The following is a 19,080-nucleotide window of genomic DNA, read 5'->3' as shown; positions in this document are numbered from 1 at the left end:
ATGTGTATAAGAAATAAGCTGTGAATTACAACGCTTTTCACCTAACCCCTGAAAAAGGAGCGGTCGCCATGCAGCACTCACTCAACCACGGACAGTCGATGGAAGCCGATATTATGGAAGTCTGGGCTAAACGTGCTCAACAGCAGCGTGCGGCGCTTGATGCGATCAAGGCCTATCTCGGCTAAGCGTAAGCCCTGTTTTGCACCCTGCGATGTCAGCTACATATCACGCCTCGTCACAGCGAGGCGTTTTTTTTGGCTATGTTCACAGCCAGTTAGATTCGGGCGCTTCGGTGGTATCAAGTTGATCGAGATAGGTGCCCTGTAGGATATACATACGTTTCACATCCCGATACTTGCCATTGATAAAGAACTCATGCACTAGATGCCCCTCTTCAATAAAACCGCTCTCTTCGTAAAGGTGGATCGCTTTAACGTTCTCCACCGCCACAATGAGATAGACCTTATGCAGGTTTAGGATAGTGAAGGAGTAGTGCAATGCTTGGCGAATCAACGAACGGGCAAACCCTTTACCCTGATGGTCCGGAGCAATGATGATTTGAAATTCGGCACTGCGATGGATGTAGTCGATCTCAATCAGCTCGACCAAGCCAATCGCGGTACCGTGGCTATCTTCGGCGACAAAGCGCCGCTCTGCATTGTCATGAATATGCTTGTTATAGAGCTCCTCTAACTCGTCAAATGACTCGTAGGGTTCCTCAAACCAGTACGACATGATGCTCTGATTATTATTGAGTTCGTGGACAAAGCGCAGATCATTGCGCTCTAGTGCCCGTAAATACAGTGTATGGCTCATGGCCCTCAATCCTTGTGAATATCCCTTCAGAATACTCGTTTTCCACTGACGCGCCGCTAGATTTTATGACTGATTTTAAGGCCGAAGCCAAGGTCGCTTTTTACTGTTCAGTCATTTTGGCTAGGCGCCGGAATGAAAACAGCTCTGCCAGCGGATGCGCCTCTCCTTCAATCAGCGCCCGCAGTAATGTTGCCCCGATCATGCTATAGCTAATGCCGTTACCGCCATACGCCATGGCGAAATATACCCGTGGCCCATGAGCTTCATGAGGCCCAAAAAAAGGCAGGCCATCATCGGTTTCGGCAAAGGTGCCTCCCCATGAGAATGTCGGATTGATATCGAGCTTAGGCCATAGCTCCTCGACCTTCCGCGCCAGCCCTTCGGCTTTCTCTTCTACCCGAGCATCGCGACGCTTGGGAATATCTTCATCATCGTCGTCGCCACCCACTAAAAGGCGACCATCGCAGGTCGTACGCATATAAAGGTAGGGCCGCGCGGACTCCCACACCATGGTATGACGCAATTTACCTAATGCCTCCGGCGGTAGCGGATCGGTAATCAGCGCATAGCTACTGCGGTTAATAGCGACCTTCTCAGGCAACCAGGCTTGCGACTCATAGCCCGCCGCCATTACCACGTACTGGCAGCGCAGGGTGGCACCGTTGGTAAGCGTGAGCGTGACTCCCTGCTCATCCGGCGTCATCATCTCCATCTGCGTACGGTCATACACTTCCCCACCGCGCTCGACTAACTTGGTAAACAGCTGATAAGCCATGCGGTATGGGTCAATACTGGCGGCCAATTGGGTCAGTATCGCGCCGGGGGCCACAAAGCCGTACTCCGCCAAGATAGCCTCACTTTCAAGCCAGGAAGCGTCAAAGCCGTGCTTTAAACGTAGCGCCAGCTCCTCTTTTAATGACGCCACATCCTCTTCATTACTGGCATAGTAGAGGCTCTGCTGACGCTCAAAATCGACATCCCCCAGGCCAGCCGCCAAGGTTTCAAGCTCACCAATGGCATCGGCACAGGCGCGGTAAGCAAGCACCGCGTCGGCTTCACCGTAACGCTTCGCTAGCTCCGTCATATGCGTATCAATCTCATACTGAAGTAAGGCAGTGCTCGCAGCGGAGCTGCCCCACCCCACATCGCGCCGTTCAAGCACGACCACATGGTGGCCGTGGCGGCTGAGCTCATCGGCAATCAGTGCACCGGTAATACCACCACCAATCACCACCACTTCGCTTTGGTGGTCTCGGGTAAGCTTTGGAAAGGTTTTCAACAGGCCGTTTTTTACAGCCCAAAAGGGATAGCCACTTTTTAGGTCCATCGGGATGCCTATGCTGGAGAGACTTGCAGTATGCTGTTAACCATAGATGGTTCCTCAAAACTTGCTCGACAAAATAGCCCTAAGTGGGCGCTCTTAAACAAAAAAGGAGTTCCACATGATTGATTTACGCAGCGACACGGTAACGCGCCCCACTCCCGAGATGCTTGAAGCCATGATGGCCGCGCCGGTAGGTGATGATGTGTGGGGCGATGACCCAACGGTAAACACTTTCCAGGCAAACTTGGCCGAACTGGCAGGCAAAGAAGCTGCGCTACTGTTTCCTAGTGGTACGCAAAGTAACCTAGTTGGGCTCATGGCCCACTGCGAGCGCGGTGATGAGTACATTGTGGGTCAGTCGGCGCACACTTACCGTTATGAAGGCGGTGGCGCAGCGGTCTTGGGCAGTATCCAACCTCAGCCTATTGAAAATGCGGCCGATGGCACGCTGCCACTGGAAAAAATAAGCGCTGCCATCAAAGCTGACGATTGTCACTTTGCCCGTAGCAAACTGCTGGCGTTGGAAAATACCATTGGCGGTAAAGTGCTGCCCGAAGAGTACGTTCTAAAAGCGACAGAACTCGCTCGAGAACGCGGCCTAACAACGCATTTAGATGGAGCACGTCTGTTTAATGCTGCCGTCGCAACCGACAGGTCGCTTAAGCAGCTCTGCCTACCTTTCGATAGCGTTTCATTATGCTTTTCAAAAGGCTTGGGAACACCAATGGGATCGGCATTAGTGGGCTCTCAAGCACTGATTGATAAAGCTCGCCGTCTACGCAAAATGGTGGGGGGTGGAATGCGACAAGTAGGCATTATCGCGGCGGCCTGTCAGTACGCCCTCGATCATCATGTGAGCGATTTAAACGAGGATCACCGCCGCGCCGCACGGTTGGCCGTAGGCTTGGCAACACTGCCGGGGGTCGACATCACCTCACAGGCAACCAATATGGTGTTCGCACGCTTTCCCGACAACCATGTGCAGCCACTTTCCGCCTGGCTAAAAGAGCACGGTATTTTGATTGAGCTACTTTACGCCACCCGCTTTGTTATCCATCGCGATATTAACGATGCGGACATTGATAAAGTCATCGCGGTCATGGAGGCCTACTTTAGTCGTCATTAAACATTCGCCGCCATAAAACGCTCAGCTGCTTAGCTGAGCGACGCCGCGCCAAGCGCAAGATGAATGGCAATGCCTGCCATCATCATGCCAATCAATCCGTCAATGACGCGCCACGCAATGGGCTTTGAGAGCCACGGTGAAAGCGCGGCGCCGCCCCAAGCCAGTAGGCTAAACCACAGGATTGAAGCCGTGGAGGCACCCGCTACAAAAATGCCCGCACTTTCCTGCTGGGCGCCAATGGAGGGTATCAGCAGCAGCGTATCCAGATAGACCTGAGGATTGAGCACGGTGACGGCAAGGGTGGCGAAAATTACTTTAGTTAAGCTAGGCGCTTTGCCCGCCTCAGCGCTTAACCCTTGCCGACCGCTAACCGCACGCCACAGCGCCTGGGCCGCCAGCCAGCTCAAGAATACCACGCCGACCCAGCGCATGGCTTCCATGGCATTGGGCATGGTCAGCAGAATGGCGCTCACGCCAAACATGCCCGCGGTAAGCAAAATGATATCCGCACTGATGCACAGCCCCGCCGACCACCAGTGGTATTCGCGACGAATCGCCAGCCCTAGGATATAGGCATTCTGCGCGCCAATCGCCATGATAATCCCGCCGCACACCACCAGCCCGGTGATATAACTTTCCCACATTGCTCTGCCCTCATTGCCGGAATTAGCGCCGCGTTCATTAACCTGGCAATAAAGTAACTGGGAATGCTGATTGCTAAAAATCATCCTGCTAATGGGGTATTAGTTTTTCTTATGATGGGGGTATTGATTGGATTTATTAAAAAGCATGGGATTCTATACGCCCCCAACACTCCCTGGGAGCAAGAGAGTTAGCGGTGACGCTTTGCTTGACAATTCTCAGGTTTCAAAGGGCAGGCGGCGCACAACGGCTCATTTGGAAGGCGATACTTGATACAACACAAGCGTCGTACGCGGTTGGGAGTATCGCCACCCAATTCAAGATAACGCACTGGTTGATAGAGTGGATTGCGCCGCCCATCCGGTAACATGGTGCCAACTGCCCCAAAAAAGGGGCAAAACCAGACGCAAACAATAAGTGATAATACTTATCATTACAAATCATATGGCGGTGATCAGATCCGTGTTAGGGCGTGGTTGGCCCCTCTAATGCCTCAACGAGGGATTCGGCGAAGCGGAGGGCTGAGGGAAGAGCACCGAATACCCAGAACGGAGGAACTGTTATTAAATTTTTTTCTCGAATGCTAGGCACATACTGCCATAGGCCACGGCCGTAAAGTTGGCTTGCTATATTCCCAGAAAGTTGTGGGCCCTCCACGATTACTAGTCGCGCATCAATGCCGATTAGCTCCTCTACACCGACAATTGAAAACCCCTTCTGGTTTGTTGGTTCTTGCCAGGCGTTGGCTAAGCCCAGGCGATCAAGCACGGCTTGAACCAAGCTATTTTTTCCGTAAACCCTCACATGATGGGAATCTAGAGCGCGAATAATCAGTAGTGGTTCGTTCCACTCCTTGATTCTATTTTTTAAATGTTCAATTTTATTTTCAACGTCGGCTATATACATCTCTCCAGCATCTGACAGTGTAATAGCCGAAGACACTTCTCTTGTGAAATCTGTAAGTTCATTCCATCTATTTACATCTTCGTGATAGAGAGTGAAGCGATATGTCTTGTATTTGTCTGATAGCTTCTCATCGGATACGGCGAAAACACTGTCTGATATTATTATATCTGGGTGCATCGATGTAATGAGTTCAAGATTTGGTTGAAAAGAAAGGCCAACTTCAACTGTGTCTTCGGGTATGGATCTGATGCTTCCCCATTTCTGATAATTATTTCTCATTGACATCCCTTCAGGTGGGGCGCCAATGGCGACCAGTGTTTCGGCAGTAGTCCAACTAAGTGCTATCGTAGAAGGTAGGGGCGAAGCTAGACAGGTGACGGGGATAAAAAATGAGAGGCATACAAAAAAGGCACGCAGAGAAAATTCGTTGTTTATCTTTGGTTGAGAGAGAGGAGTACTCATGTTTTTCTCAATATATGGTAATACTTATAAAAATATATGCGCTGTTAACGTGGCGGCAACTTCAATCACTCATCATTTCAGTAGCCGTTAAGTTTCCGCCAAGTTAATAAGTCCTAGAACGGCAGGTATATTACTCTGCCCATGGGTGATTAGAAATTGTAATCCATGGTAAGCATGAAGTTTCGTGGTGCACCGTAATAATTATGCCTACTTCCTCCTCTAATTGTAGAGTAGTACTCCTTGTCGGTTAGGTTATTACCATTCAATGAGATGTCCAAGTTCTCATTGACCTGATAGCCGAGCAGTGCTGAAACAGTGGTATAACCTCCTTGTTCAGTTTTAACATCCCCACTTTCGGCATAAACTCCACTAGCGGTATTCACGCCTGCACCAACCCGCCACCCCTGACTTGGGTTGTCGCTAAAGCGATAGCGTGACCATAGGTTGAAGTTATGCTCAGGTGTGTCCGGTGAGAGTGTGAGGCCTTCTGAGCTAGCGTCCCTTACAAACTCTGTCTGCGTATAAGCATAACCAACGCTGAGATCCCAGCGAGGCAACAACTGACCGCTGATTTCAGCTTCTAAGCCTTCACTCTCGGCTTTTCCAATAGGGATCGCGAAACCTGGATTATCAGGATCGGCAAAGGCACGGTTGGTGTCTTCAATACGGAAAGCTGCGACATGCCAGTTTAAACCGCCCTCAAGGTTAGATCCTTTGATCCCGATCTCTATTTGGTCGCCTTCACGTGGATCGATAATATTGTCATTGCGGTCTGTTGCCGTCTGCGGTTCGAAGAAGCCGGTGTAGCTAGCGTAGAGATTGATCTCGGGGTTGAGTTGGTAGATCAAGCCCGCATAGGGAATGAATTCGGTTCCACTGCTAGCATTCTCGCTCACTGATCCTCCAGAACTGAGGGAACTCTCAGTTTCCCACCAATTGATGCGTCCCCCCAAGGCAAGGGTGAGAGGATCAAATAGGTTGAACTGAGCTTTACTATAAGCCGCATATTGCTTGCTACCTACGTCAAAATCGACAGGGTTTTGATCGAAGGTAGGAGGCTCTGAAGTTCTATGGCCGGAAGAGAAAATGCTTGCCGGAACAGTGATCGGATTACCAGATGCAAATATACGGATAACTTCCCTATCTAAATAGCTGGCGCCGAATACGGCTTCGTGAGAGTTTCCAGCCAGTTCAAAGGGAGTACGTGCCTGAAGCCCTGGATTCATAGAATAAGCGCAGCACTTTGGATCACAAGGTAGAGGCAGGAGGGCCAGCGCCGGTACCCTCTCTGCCTTACCTACCAAAGTGAAGCAGAGCATGGGATACCGACAACTGACCCAAATCCAACGATACCAAATTTTTGCCTATCTTGAGACCGGCATCAGCCAGCGACAGATCGCCCAGGCCATTGGTGTCCACAGCAGCACCATTAGCCGCGAGATAAAACGTAACGGTCTGACCCGTGGTTATGCGCCTGAACAGGCCCAATTGGTAAGTGATCAGCGCCGACGCACCGCCTGGAAAGTGACTAAACGACTACCCAGCCTGGTTCGCTGGGTCACTGGCCAATTGATGGACGAATGGAGCCCTCAACAAATCAGTGGTTTTATGGCCAATGCCAACGGAGTCTGCGTAAGCCATCAGTGGATCTATGCGTTAATCTGGGACGACAAGAAGCACGGTGGAACCTTATGGAAACGGCTCCGGCTGCCACGCCAGCGGCGCTATCAGCGCCAATTGGCTAAGCGGGCGGGGTTAGGCAAAATCCCGCACCGAGTAGGCATCGAGCAGCGCCCTGCCAAGGTGGAAGAACGGCGCCATATCGGACATTGGGAAGGCGACACGGTGCTTAAGGGCCACAAAGAATCCGGGCTGGTGACCCTGGTCGAAAGACGCAGTGGCTACCTCTTGGCAGCGCGGCTGCCAACAATCACCGCCACTAGAACGGCACAGGCGATGACGCGGTTATTGGCACCACGCCGAGGGGCAGTGCACACCATCACTTTGGATAATGGGTCGGAATTCGCCGAGCATCGGAAGGTTGCCAAGTCCGTCTCGGCCAAGATCTATTTTTGCGACCCGTACCGCTCATGCCAGCGTGGTACTAATGAAAACACCAATGGTCTGATTAGGCAGTATTTTCCTAAAGGTACTGACTTCCGCAAAGTGACCAATGCCGAGCTACGAAGAGTCGTCAATAAGCTAAACGATAGACCAAGAAAGCGGCTGGGATACCGAACCCCAGCCCAGGTGTTCTTAGGTGAATACTCAGGAGCGCTAGAAACCGCAGGTGCTGCACTTATTAGTTGAATTCAGGGTTCGAGGTAATCATCTTGGCGTTCTTGATCCCACTGGATTCGGCGCATCAAGAATTCACCGGTATCGGGTGAAACGGACGAATGGCTTTCACTCTTTTGGAGGTTAGAATCTCGATTCTGGTGATTGGCTTTAAAAGTGATTTCAGCACCATTATTCAACTGATGCTCCAATTCTAGAAAATAGCGCTGGGCATCACCAGCTTGTTTTTCCCAGTCCGAACCTAGATACGTAGAGCGACTAATATTGAGTAGGGAGCCGTTGCTGTAGGTCGGTAATCCCGAGTTAGGACGGAACTCCTCCTCTTGTATGGTTGCCCCCAAGGACAATGTGGTATTCGGGGTCAGGTCGAACTCCAAGGTTCCATAACCGACTTGGTTCTCCGAATATACATTATCAATGAAAGAGCCGCGATCATCATAGACACCGACGAAGCGGCCCCGGACTCGCCCATCACTATCCAGTGCACCAGTTACGTCGACTACCCCTCGGTAAGCATCATCTGTACCGGCAGAAAGGGTAACCGAAGCTTGGCTTTCAGCTAAAGCACGTTTGCGCACAAGGTTGATGGTACCGCTGGGCTCACCAGTCCCTTGGAGAATACCTGCAGGCCCACGAAGCACCTCAATACGATCGAGTAGGGCTGTGTCAAATACTCCAGCGCTTTCCCAGGCACTTTCTGGACTCTGAGCAGGACTACCATCAATGAGGAAGGAGTTAATATTATAACCTCGAGACTTGAGCTCGTACTGATTGGGCCCGTACTCACGCACGGTCATACCAGTGACATTGCGCATAGCCTCAGCTAATGAGGCCGTACCTTGGTCATCCATACGTTCCCGAGTTACGACGCTCACGGACTGAGGTATTTCTTTTACTGACTGGGAAGCTAAGCCAATGCTAGCGCTTTCGCTTGTGTAAGAGTCGCTATTCTCGGTCATGCCGTAGGGCAGGCGCGCTCCGGTTACTTCTACTGTCGTCAATGCCACATCCGCAGCCCGCTCTTCCAACCGATAACTACCATCACCCTGGCGGGCTGCCGTTAAACCTGTTCCATCCAACAACCGCTCCAGCCCTTCATCGACGCGATACTGGCCTTGCAGGCCAGGGCTTTGACGCCCTTCTCCCAGTTCGCCGGCGCCGCTGATAAAAACGCCTGACTCGGCGGCGAAGCGGTTGATAACCCTGCTTACCGGGCCGCTGGCAATATCATAGTGGCGCGTTTGCTGCTGGGAGGCTTGTGCCATGGCGGGCTGCGATAGCTGCGGCACGGCCAATAGTCCGGCGGCGGCAAAATGAACCGCCAGCGCCAAGGCGCGGCGGTTAAGCGTCGGTTGGTGCTTGGCAGTAAGCGGTTGAAGTGCAGTGCGCTGTTGGAGCATATCGATTCCCCTTGCAGATACGTTTTAAGTGCTTATAAAGGGGAATCGAACCAGCGCGAAAAAGGGGAACCAGAAAAACCAATTTTTTCTCTTTTTATTCTTGGTTGGGGCTTTTCTCGCTTGCCTCGATCTTGATCCACCAGGGCATGACCCGGCGCACCTTCACCGGAAGCGTGGTCTCGACCATGTTCAGGGTGCGCTCTAGATCATCAAGCGGGAAAGCGCCGAGCAGGGTGAGATCCGCCACCGCCGGGTCAACCTCAAGGCGGCCACGGTGATGGCGGCTAAGCGCCGCAGCGAAGGTCTTAAGCGACATGTTTTCGGCCAGCAGAATGCCGTTGGCCCAGGCTTCCCTGCGGCCTTCAGCGGGGGTGAGTTCACCGATGCGGTCAGCGGCGTAGTAAGCTTGCTGTCCTGCATTGACCACCTGCCGCTGACTCGCATGCTGAGCATCACCCAGGGTCTGGATCGCCACGGCACCGTCAAACACCGCCAGCAGTTCGCCTGATGGCTGCTCAGCCACGCTGAAGCGGGTGCCCAAGGGCGTTAGCCGGGCACTGCGGGTATCGACATAAAGTGGTCGTTCGGGGTCTTTGCCGGTCGTAACCAGCACTTCGCCCGCCACCAGCTGCAGTCGGCGCCGCTGGCGGTCGTAGTCCACGTCCAACGCCGAGGCGCTGCTGAGCCACACTTGGGTGCCATCATCCAGCTCGATGCGAGTGATGTCACCGGTAGCCGTACGGTAGTCGGCGCCCCAGTAGGCTACCCATTGGGTCAGTGGCGTCCACTGCCAAGAGAGCCCTATCAACACGGCCACAATCGCCAGGCTAGAGAGCCCACTTAGCAGATGCCATCGCCCTCGCCGTCGTTGCCGCGCCGAACTGATGACCCAGTCGGCGGTGTGGCGCTCAGCCTCATCCAGACGAGTGGTAAAACGCTGGCTAACGCCTTCCACCTGTTGCCAGGCCCAGCGGTGGGTATCGCTGGCCTCCAACCACGACTGCCAATGCTCACGCTGAACTGAAGAGAGCTCGCCTGCCTGCCACTCAGCAAACCACTCGGCGGCATCGGCCAAGGCGCGGCGCTTGGCGGCTTCATCAGGGCTGGCGGCAGAGGCCATTTAGAGGCTCGCCTCGAAGCCCGCTTCGATCAACGCGCACCGCAGCATGGCTTGGGCCATATATTTTTTGACCATGCGCTCAGAAACCCCTAGCTCCTCAGCAATCTGCCGATAGGGTTTGCCGTGTAGCTGGGAGGCCAGAAAGGCGCTGGCGACTTTTTCGGGCAACCGCGCCAGCATGCGGTCGATTTCGCACAGCGTTTCGATGACGATCTGCTGGTGTTCGGCAGAGGGCAAATGCGCCTCGGCGCTGGCCGCCAAGGCTTGCTGCCAGGCACGCTCGATATCCTGACGGCGCCAATGATCCACGCACAGCCCTTTGGCCATACGGCTGAGATAGGCTCTGGCACCGTCGAAACTATCCAGTTGGCGGGGCGTTTTGATCAATCGCACAAACGCATCCTGCGCCAAGTCAGCCGCCGATTCACTGCACCCCAACCGATGGCTGAGCAACTGCTGCAGCCAAGGCTGGTGGTGGTGATACAGCTGACCGAGGGAGTCCCGGCAGCCGGTATGGTACGCCGTGGTCTTGGCTAAATTAGGCGCCCCAACATCGTTACGCATTACCCACTCACCTTTGCCACCGCATCGCGGCTCGCGGCTTCTCGCTGCTCACCGGTGAGCTCTACCAACTGCCCTTGGCGCATTTCCAGCAGGCGATCAGCTTGGTCGAAGTAGTGATCATCGTGGCTGATTACCACCAGCGTCTTGCCCAACGCCCGTAACTGGGGCAGTAGCTCACGATAGAAGACCCGGCGGAACTGTGGGTCTTGGTCGGCGGCCCACTCGTCCAGCAGCAACAGGTCGCGCTGCTCCGCAACGGCTAGCAGCATCGCCAGACGCTTGCGCTGGCCCTGGGAGAGGTTGACGTTGGTGATGCGATCGCCGTCGAAGTCGAGCTTACTGCGCATGCCCAGCGCGGCAAGCCACTCCTCCACCAGCCCCGAGTCGGGTGACTCGCCCGCAGGGCCCATCAAACGGTCAAAGAGATGCAGATCGGTGTAAATGGCCGAGAAGTGCTGGCGATAGCGTGTCCAGTCTTCTTCCCGCAGCGGCCTGCCATCGACTCGCACGCAGCCGCTTTGGGGCTGGTAGAGCCCAGTCAGCAGCCTCGCCAAAGTCGATTTCCCGCTGCCGTTACCGCCGATCAGAAACACTACCTCGCCACGCTTCAAGGTCAGATCGATAGGGCCGATGGCAAAACCCGCCCGCGATTCCTCATCCGGGTAGCAATAGCTAACCTGATCCAGGGTGAGCGCTTGCCAGTCATGGCGCAGCGCAGAATGGCCGAACCCCTCACGGTGCTCGGCCAGGTCTAAGCTGCTGATTTTCTCAAACGCCACTCGAGCGTTAATCAGTGTCGGAAAGGCCCCTATCGCCTGCATCAACGGCGCACGTAAAAACAGCAGCGTGAGTGAAAAAGTAGTGGCTACCTGCACCGACGCCCAACCCAGGCCGTTGGCCAAAAAGAACGCCACACCGATGGCCCCCAGCATCATAATGTTGAACCAGTTCACCGCGCTCAGATGATAGGTATCGCCAAGAATGAAATGGCGCCGGCAATCCTGTGCGTTAGGGGTGTAGACATCGCGATACAGCCACTCTGCCCGGTCACGGTTGAGCGCCAACTCTTTGCGTCCCTCGATTACTGATTGATAATCCGCGTAAAGACGATCCTGTATTTCGCGCAGCTTGGCCATATGCCCATAGACCCGGGCCACCAAGCGTATGCCAATTAAAATAGTCACGATCACCCAAAGCGCGGTGACGCCCAGCATGGCAGGCGAAAGCCACGCCAGGTAAAGCGTGGCACCTACCGTCAGCACTCCGCCCTGCATCAGCTCCGGCAAGCGTATAAAAGCAACGGTCACTGAACTCACGTCGGTGGAGAGACTCGCCAGCAAACGCGCACTGCCAATCTGCTCGGCGCGTTCGATATTGGTATCCAGAATTCGTTTGATCAACTGCCCTCGCAGCCGGTAGACGAAATGGTGACCCAGGGTAGTTAGCGCCAATTGTGATATCAGGGTAATGACCAGCAGCAGCGCAATCAGCCCCAGGAATTCGGGCAGGATGCGCCAGGGATCGGAAAAGGTGCCTAGCAGCCGTTGATTGATAAAGGCGATGACACCGATGCCGAGACCAGCGCTGACCAAACTGAGCACCACCACGGCCACAAACGGCCAGCGATAATCACGCCATACAATCCTTAACAGCTCCATGACCACAACTCCCCGGCATCTTGTTTTCGGTGCATGCTAAAAGCGCGTGCTAAAAGCACGGGTAACTACAACCGCCTTAGCCCCCACATAAAGTAGGCACCGCCAATCAGCGAGGCGACCAAGCCTGCAGGTATCTCGTAAGGGAAAATAATCTGACGCCCCACCCAGTCCGCCAGCACCATCAATAGCATGCCGATCAACGCAGCACCCAGCAGGTGCTGCCCTGCACGGGAGAAGCCGACCAAGCGCGCCATATGCGGCGCCAGCAGGCCAATAAACGAAAGCGGCCCCACCACCAGGGTGGCGCAAGCGGTGAGCAGCGCCACCAGTAGCAGCAACGCCAAACGGGCACGGTTTAGAGTGACCCCAAGGGCCTTGGCCGTGGGCGCGCCCAGGGGCAGGATATCCAGCCAGCGAGTGAAGGGCAGTGTGACCAGCGCCAATACAGCGGCAATCCCCCCTACCACCACCGCATTGGTGATATCCACGTAGTAGGTGGAGCCCGCCAGCCAGGCAATCACCTGCTGGCCACGAGGATCGCCACCTGCCAGCATTACGCTGCGAACCGCATCAAATAACGCACTGACCGCCACCCCGGTGAGCAGCAAACGCTCGGGGAGATAACCGCTCTTGCGGTTGATACCCACCAACACCAACAGCGTCGCGAAAGCCCCCAGGGTGCCCACGCCAATCAGCATCATATTGGTGGGCGCAGGCAGCAGGAAAATTCCTAGAATCAGCGCAATGGCACAGCCACCGCTGATACCCAGTACCTCGGGGCTGGCCATGGGGTTGGCAGAAAGGCGTTGAAGAATCGTCCCGGCAATCGCCAGCATCAACCCGCTGGCGGCTGCTGCCATCACCCGGGGCATGCGCCACTGCATGACATTCCAGTTATTGGGCGCCAGCCAATACCAGCCGTCTACACCCTGGCCAAACAGCAAGCCGAGAACCGTTGCCCCCAGTAACGCGAGGATTAAACCAGTGGCTAAACGTGACGGCGCAGGGTGGCGATGAGCGAAAACACCGGCCCCTTTTGGCGGCTGGTCGCCCTGCAGTTTCAGGCGCGGAATCAGCCACATTAACAGCGGTGCCCCCAGGGCACCGGTAATCGCCCCGGTAGGAATAAAGGCCGCCACCATGCCACCAAACTGCTGCAGGAGCAGATCGGTGGTAGCCAGCAGCACGGCCCCCAATAGCGTCGACCAGAGTAGCCGTGGCCCTAAGCGGCGCGCACCAGCCATACGTACAATATTGGGCGCTGCTAACCCGATGAAACCAATAATACCCACCACGCTAACAATGGTTCCGGTAATAAACACCGCCAGCCCCATCCCCGCAAAGCGCAGATAGGTCAGCGAAACCCCCAGGCTCTTGGCGCTGGCATCGTCAAGCTCCAGCACTGCCAAAGGGCGCAGCAAAAACCACGCGGCTATGCAGCTAATCGCCAGCCGAGGCCAGAGGATGGCAACACCATCCCAGCCGTTTTGCGCCAGCGAACCCGCGCCCCAGATCAGCAGCCCCGAGAGCGCCTCGTGGTTAAACAGCAGCAGCGCCGTAGACAGCGCCCCCAGGTAAAGATTGACCACCAGGCCCGCCAGCACCACCACGATTGGCGCCAGCCCGCGCCGCCAGGAGAGCAGGAAAACTAACCCAACCGCCAGCGCGCCACCCAATAAGGCGACCCATTCGCGCCCGGCGACAAGCAGCCCCGGCGCTAGCAAGGTGGCGGTCATCAGCGCCAGATTAGCGCCCGATGCCACCCCCAAGGTGGTGGGCGAGGCCAGCGGGTTGCGCAGCACCTGCTGCATGAGTACGCCCGCCAGCCCCAAGCCGCCCCCGGCGAGCAGGGCGATCGAGAGTCGCGGCCACCAAGCATAGTAAAGCAGCAACTCATCAACGTTTTCAAAGGAGGGAGCCACTAACGCCTGCAGGCCTAGCGCAAAACCGCCTTGGCCCTCTAGGCCCACCCAAAACAGCACCACCATCGGTAGGCTAAGCAATAGGCAGGCTTTAGCGGGCGACATCCCCCCCGCTCTTTGGGCAAATTGCGCGGCGCCTAACATAGCGAGCACCCTTTCGTGGTAACCGGACAGTTCGCCCAAAGAGACGTGATAGGCAGCAGCGTCATTTTCTTAGCCTTACTATTTATGCAAACGAGTTTATGGAAATTAGCGATTGAATAACTAACAATGATTCTAAATGATAACGATTAGCACTACAATTGACTCCTTATATAAAGGAGACATCATTATGGCAGCCAAACCGAGCTACCGGCTTTTCGATATCACCCTCGCCCGGCGCACCCAAGTCAGCGCCTCATTAGTCAGGTTCACCTTTACTGGCCCAGATGTTGGTCAAATGGACACCTACGCCCCGGATCAGCGCGTCAAGCTGTTCTTCCCCGAAGGCGGTGGCAGTCTCGACCCGCTGTTTGAGATTGCCAAGCTGGAAGAGCACGACTGGTACGGCGCCTACCGCGCACTGCCGGACGCCCAGCGCCCCTCTGCGCGCACCTACACCATCCGAGCCCTGCGCCCAGAACAAGCCGAGGTGGACGTTGAATTTGTACTCCACGGCGACAATGGCCCCGCCTCACGCTGGGCAATGCATGCACGCCCCGGCGACCGCTTAGCGATGACAGCCCCCGACGCCAGTGCGGAGGGCCCAAAGCTGGGCTATGAGTGGAAGCCACCCCAAGGCGTGCGCCGTATTCTGATCCTCGCCGATGAAACTGCCCTCCCCGCTGCCGCCGGTATTTTGGAAACCCTTGATGATTTGCCGCTCAAACCCAAGGTTGAAGCGCTGTTCGAAGTGCCTCGCAGCGACGATGTTCAGCCGCTCCCCCATGCCGCCAAACTTCACTGGCTGGCACGCGATAGTGAGCCAGGCTGCCAGCACGGTGAGCTACTACTGAGAACGCTACGTAATATTGATTTACATAAGGAAATTCAAACGCTAGGCGGCACGCCTACTAACACCACTACCAACGACGAAAGCGACGATGAGGACGGCCCGCTCTGGGATCCCGCCACTCTGGACGACAACGCGCCCTTCTATGCCTGGATCGCCGCTGAAACCAAAGTCGCCATGACGCTGCGCCGCTACCTGGTCAACGAGTGCGGCCTCCCCAAACAGTACGTCACCAGCATGGGCTACTGGCGTCAGGGCAAGGCCAATGGTTAAAGAAGCAGTAAACAGCACGGCGCCAAACAGTGATTACTTAAGCACACCAGCTCAAGCGCCTATTGGCTGGCGAGACAGCCCTGACGGCTATGGGCGGGTCAGCCGTGCGCTTCACTGGCTGACCGCCACGCTGGTCACGCTGCAATTTACCGTGTTGCTGGCCTGGCGAGGAATGGGCGAAAACGCTATCACGCTGTTCTTGGCGAGCATCGGGCCCCACGGCTCATTAGGATTTATGATTCTGATCGTGACGCTGGCTCGCCTTGGCTGGGCATGGATAAATCGCAAGCAACGCCCGCCCCACACGCCAGGGCTAGGTGGGCGCTTGACGCGCTTTGTCCATATCACCTTTTATGGGCTACTAATGTGGTTGCCCGCTTTCGCTATTTTGCGCCAGTACGGCCGCGGCGGGGCGCTACGCTTTTATGGCATGGAGCTGCTGCCCGAAGCGGAACGCGACATCACCTGGATGATCGCCCCAGCCGAGCTCCTTCACGGCCCGCTCTCGTGGCTGTTATGTGGATTAGTCATCGGCCACATCACGATGGCGCTGATTCACCGCTTCTGGCTCAAAGACCGCGTACTGGCGCGGATGGTGGGGTCAAGTGGCCGGTGAGGGTTCCGCTAGCGACTCTTCGGCAGTCTCAGACTCAGCAGTCAATAGCTTGCCACTCTCTAGCCGCACCAATCGATCCGCAAGGTGGAAATAGCGGTCATCGTGGGTGATGACCAACACCGCTTTGCCCATGCGTTTTAGCTCGGGCAACACCTCGCAGTAAAACACCTCTTTGAATAATGGATCCTGATCCGCCGCCCACTCGTCAAACACCAAGAAGGGCCGATCCTCAAGGTAGGCCACGACAAGCGCCAGACGCTTACGCTGGCCCTGGGAGAGTGCTTGAGTGGTAAACGCACCGTTTTCAACCCGCACCTTATGCTGCAAGTGCAGTTTGGCCAGCAGGCGGTTGCCCTCTTCGTCGAGATCTTCCCGCGGCGCTTCCAACAGACGCTCGAAGAGGTGGAAATCAGAGAACACCACCGAGAAGAGCTGCCGGTAGGCATCCCAGCCATCTGGCTCGACCCGCTCGCCATTAAGCAACACCTCGCCACCCTCCGGCGGGTAAAGCCCCACCACTACTTTGGCCAGCGTGGTCTTACCGCTACCGTTACCTCCTACCAGAAACACCACCTCCCCCGGCGTAAAGCTCAGATTAATCGGCCCCAACTCAAAGAAGTCATCGCTCTGCTCGTGGTAGTACTGATGGGTGACGTCGCGCAACTCAAGACGCTGCAAAGCAAGCACCTGAGGTGACGCCTGCCTCTCCTGCCCCTGGGGCATCTCTCGTGTGATGTCATCAATTCGGCTAGCGGCTACCCGCGCCATATTGATCCGTGGAATATTGATCAGCAAGCCCTCAAGGGGCGTCACCATAAACACAAACACCAGGGCAAAACCGGTCATTACCTGGGTTTGGTTAGGCCCATCGCCTGCCAACACGAACAACACCAGACCAATAAAGGCGTACATCAGGAACTGCCCCCAACTGGTCGAGATCACGAACAGCGACATGCCATAGGTACGCAGCCGCCGCACGCCTTCAACCGACTCCCCCAGTATCTGATCCATAAAGACCCGGCTCTTACGTTGGTGTAGCCGCAACTCTTTTGCACCATCGGTCAGCGCGCGGAAATGACCAAACAAGCGATCCTGCTCTGACGAGGCATCCTGGAGGTAGTGAATAGCGCGTAAGTGCACCAGATGGTAACCGACAGCGCCCAGCCCAATCACCCCAAGTGCAAATAAAAACACCTGCCATGAAAGCATTGCCAGGTAGCCCAAGCATCCCACCACGATGACCGTATTGGTCAAAATCACCGGCAAGCTAACGAACAGTACCGCCACGTTGTTGCTGTGCTCGGTGAGTGCCGACTGGATCCGCGCACTGCCCACACGCTCGAACCGAGCAAAGGGGGTTTCGGCCACACACTGGGCGACAAAACTGCGCAACTCGGCCAACGCACGCTGCCCCAGCCGCTCAAACAGCGCCGTCGACACCATCCGACAGACCATTAGGGCCACGGCGATACCCGCGAAGGCCCAGGCCGCACTGGCGCGGCTGGCGGAGTCGCTGGTTAACGCCGCATTAATTTGGGCAATCAGCAGCACGCTGAAAAGCCCCGAGAGAATGCTGGCCAGCGCAGCAGCGGTCATCAACCCGCGAGTTCGACGAATCAGATAGGGAAGCACATTCACCTCATTGGAAAGCCATTAGAAAAAGCGACTGGAAATCGGCACCTATCTCTAATGACGAACCGCTCGCGTAAAAAGTTAACCAATTTTATGTAAACAAGCCTCATTCTCATTCGTCATTAAATAAGGAAGTCAGTAACGCCGCCCTCCGGCGGGGTGATTTTAATTCGTTTCTTTGATTCGTTCTTATTGATAGGAGCTTAGCGGTGTCCAGTTCTGTCCAGGCACAACCACAGGTACACGTACCCTCTGAAAGCTACGCGGTGGCCTCGCTGCTCTCACGCCCAGAGGGGTGCACCTATCAAGTTTCCTATGAGGTAACCACGCAGACACTTTATGTGGAAGGACATCAAGAGCGTCTTGAGTGGTTGCTAGTAGACGATAACAGCATCTTGATGCTGCAGTGGTCACAGCGTTCAGCACCACCTTTCCCGGCATTGCTTGCCGCTATCGAAGGGGCTTTTGCCTTTTACCCGGCCAGTGTTGCGCTACGCCTTCAGCTACCTAGTGTTTTGCACGCCAACCTGTGTGCCGCCGGCATCGCGGTTCAAGAAAGCCATGGAGAGCTCTGGGTATATGCGGAGCTATTTTGGCAGTTACCCACGCTCTGGCTGACCTCAACGCGCATGCGCCCCTATCCGCAGCAGCCCATCCTGGAGAACGGAAAACGGCACCCGCGCCGCCCGCCGCGCCCCAGCGGCACGGTATATCAGCGCCATATTGCCTGGCTGGATGCCACCCTGAGCTTTCGAGTGCTTGACCTGGAACTTGATCTGGAGCGCTTCAACCGCTGGATGAACGACCCGGTCGTCGCCCATTTCTGGGAAGAGCAGGGTGATTTGGAACAGCATCGCGAGCGGCTAGAAAGCACGCTCCAGAACCCCAGCGTTGTACCGCTGATCGGCTGTATCGACGGCGAACCCTTCGGCTATTTCGAGACCTACTGGGCCAAGGAGGATCGCATCGGCGCTTATTACGACGCCGATGACTTTGACCGCGGCTGGCACGTGCTGATCGGTGAAGCCGCTTTTCGCGGGCGGCCTTATGTCGCCGCCTGGCTGCCCTCTATCTCGCACTACCTCTTTTTGGACGACTGCCGCACCCAACGCCTGGTGATCGAGCCCCGGGTGGATAACGCCAAGATGCTGCGCAACCTTGCCCAGTGCGGTTATGCCCATGTGAAGGCGTTCGATTTCCCCCATAAGCGGGCCATGCTCGGCATGCAGCTACGCGAACACTTTTTCAACGAGCGCTGCTGGGTTCCGCAGCCCTCGCACCCTGGGTCAGCCCCACGACCCGATCCACGCTTCACCCCATAAATACGTCA

At 55.6% G+C, this 19,080-nt stretch carries 17 protein-coding genes; 5 read left to right on the top strand and 12 right to left on the bottom strand.

Annotation, left to right across the window (positions count from 1 at the left end; translation table 11 throughout):
* Positions 1 to 264 precede the first annotated feature (264 nt).
* Positions 265 to 816 carry a spermidine N1-acetyltransferase gene (gene speG, locus ACXUPB_RS04905; RefSeq protein ID WP_035559158.1) on the bottom strand — a complete coding sequence of 184 codons (552 nt, stop codon included), beginning with the start codon at positions 814 to 816 and terminating at the stop codon, positions 265 to 267.
* Between the two features lie 100 nt (positions 817 to 916).
* Positions 917 to 2,143, bottom strand: a complete 1,227-nt coding sequence (locus tag ACXUPB_RS04900; protein WP_472955706.1) for an NAD(P)/FAD-dependent oxidoreductase — start codon at positions 2,141 to 2,143, stop codon at positions 917 to 919.
* A gap of 115 nt (positions 2,144 to 2,258) precedes the next feature.
* Here ACXUPB_RS04900 and ltaE point away from each other — a divergent pair, with 115 nt between their 5' ends.
* Complete coding sequence (gene ltaE / locus ACXUPB_RS04895; protein ID WP_472955704.1) at positions 2,259 to 3,266, top strand: low-specificity L-threonine aldolase; 1,008 nt, start codon at positions 2,259 to 2,261, stop codon at positions 3,264 to 3,266.
* 29 nt (positions 3,267 to 3,295) lie between these two features.
* Here ltaE and ACXUPB_RS04890 read toward each other — a convergent pair whose 3' ends face one another.
* The 4 genes from ACXUPB_RS04890 to ACXUPB_RS04875 form a co-directional block, all read right to left on the bottom strand.
* A complete protein-coding gene (locus tag ACXUPB_RS04890) occupies positions 3,296 to 3,910 on the bottom strand; it encodes a LysE/ArgO family amino acid transporter (RefSeq protein WP_472955702.1) in 615 nt (204 codons plus the stop codon).
* Between the two features lie 188 nt (positions 3,911 to 4,098).
* Entirely contained in the window at positions 4,099 to 4,278 is a 180-nt protein-coding gene (locus ACXUPB_RS04885; RefSeq protein WP_442905763.1) for a (2Fe-2S)-binding protein, read from the bottom strand.
* A 95-nt stretch (positions 4,279 to 4,373) separates the two neighbouring features.
* Positions 4,374 to 5,276, bottom strand: a complete 903-nt coding sequence (locus tag ACXUPB_RS04880) for an ABC transporter substrate-binding protein (protein WP_082072621.1) — start codon at positions 5,274 to 5,276, stop codon at positions 4,374 to 4,376.
* 149 nt (positions 5,277 to 5,425) lie between these two features.
* The gene (locus ACXUPB_RS04875; RefSeq protein WP_472955699.1) at positions 5,426 to 6,502 is read right to left on the bottom strand and encodes a TonB-dependent siderophore receptor; all 1,077 of its coding nucleotides are present in this window, start codon (positions 6,500 to 6,502) and stop codon (positions 5,426 to 5,428) included.
* Between the two features lie 91 nt (positions 6,503 to 6,593).
* On the opposite strand from ACXUPB_RS04875, the gene ACXUPB_RS04870 reads away from it, so the two are divergent.
* Positions 6,594 to 7,586 (top strand): IS30 family transposase, encoded by a 993-nt coding sequence (locus tag ACXUPB_RS04870; RefSeq protein ID WP_350359360.1) that lies wholly within the window; start codon positions 6,594 to 6,596, stop codon positions 7,584 to 7,586.
* A 2-nt stretch (positions 7,587 to 7,588) separates the two neighbouring features.
* On the opposite strand, the gene ACXUPB_RS04865 is transcribed toward ACXUPB_RS04870, so the two are convergent.
* From ACXUPB_RS04865 to fhuB, 5 genes are all read right to left on the bottom strand, one after another.
* On the bottom strand, positions 7,589 to 8,974 hold the full coding sequence (locus tag ACXUPB_RS04865; protein WP_472955696.1) for a TonB-dependent siderophore receptor: 1,386 nt from the start codon (positions 8,972 to 8,974) through the stop codon (positions 7,589 to 7,591).
* Between the two features lie 94 nt (positions 8,975 to 9,068).
* Positions 9,069 to 10,094 (bottom strand): FecR domain-containing protein, encoded by a 1,026-nt coding sequence (locus ACXUPB_RS04860; protein ID WP_472955694.1) that lies wholly within the window; start codon positions 10,092 to 10,094, stop codon positions 9,069 to 9,071.
* A complete protein-coding gene (locus ACXUPB_RS04855) occupies positions 10,095 to 10,658 on the bottom strand; it encodes a sigma-70 family RNA polymerase sigma factor (RefSeq protein WP_472955692.1) in 564 nt (187 codons plus the stop codon).
* The gene (locus ACXUPB_RS04850; RefSeq protein ID WP_472955690.1) at positions 10,658 to 12,316 is read right to left on the bottom strand and encodes a multidrug ABC transporter permease/ATP-binding protein; all 1,659 of its coding nucleotides are present in this window, start codon (positions 12,314 to 12,316) and stop codon (positions 10,658 to 10,660) included. The genes ACXUPB_RS04855 and ACXUPB_RS04850 overlap by 1 nt, the downstream gene beginning before the upstream one ends.
* Positions 12,317 to 12,381: 65 nt before the next feature.
* Positions 12,382 to 14,382 carry a Fe(3+)-hydroxamate ABC transporter permease FhuB gene (gene fhuB, locus ACXUPB_RS04845; protein WP_035559145.1) on the bottom strand — a complete coding sequence of 667 codons (2,001 nt, stop codon included), beginning with the start codon at positions 14,380 to 14,382 and terminating at the stop codon, positions 12,382 to 12,384.
* A 187-nt stretch (positions 14,383 to 14,569) separates the two neighbouring features.
* On the opposite strand from fhuB, the gene ACXUPB_RS04840 reads away from it, so the two are divergent.
* Together ACXUPB_RS04840 and ACXUPB_RS04835 are read left to right on the top strand one after the other, a co-directional pair.
* Positions 14,570 to 15,502: a siderophore-interacting protein gene (locus ACXUPB_RS04840; protein ID WP_472955687.1), complete on the top strand. Its 933-nt coding sequence runs from the start codon at positions 14,570 to 14,572 to the stop codon at positions 15,500 to 15,502.
* Entirely contained in the window at positions 15,495 to 16,118 is a 624-nt protein-coding gene (locus tag ACXUPB_RS04835; RefSeq protein WP_339935302.1) for a cytochrome b, read from the top strand. The genes ACXUPB_RS04840 and ACXUPB_RS04835 overlap by 8 nt, the downstream gene beginning before the upstream one ends.
* On the opposite strand, the gene ACXUPB_RS04830 is transcribed toward ACXUPB_RS04835, so the two are convergent.
* On the bottom strand, positions 16,104 to 17,750 hold the full coding sequence (locus ACXUPB_RS04830) for a cyclic peptide export ABC transporter (protein ID WP_472955684.1): 1,647 nt from the start codon (positions 17,748 to 17,750) through the stop codon (positions 16,104 to 16,106). The genes ACXUPB_RS04835 and ACXUPB_RS04830 overlap by 15 nt on opposite strands.
* A gap of 209 nt (positions 17,751 to 17,959) precedes the next feature.
* On the opposite strand from ACXUPB_RS04830, the gene ACXUPB_RS04825 reads away from it, so the two are divergent.
* Positions 17,960 to 19,072, top strand: a complete 1,113-nt coding sequence (locus ACXUPB_RS04825; protein ID WP_472955682.1) for a GNAT family N-acetyltransferase — start codon at positions 17,960 to 17,962, stop codon at positions 19,070 to 19,072.
* Positions 19,073 to 19,080 lie beyond the last annotated feature (8 nt).

The sequence above is a fragment of the Vreelandella sp. DA03-1M genome, from assembly GCF_055725665.1.
This window is presented reverse-complemented; position numbering and strand designations above follow the sequence as displayed.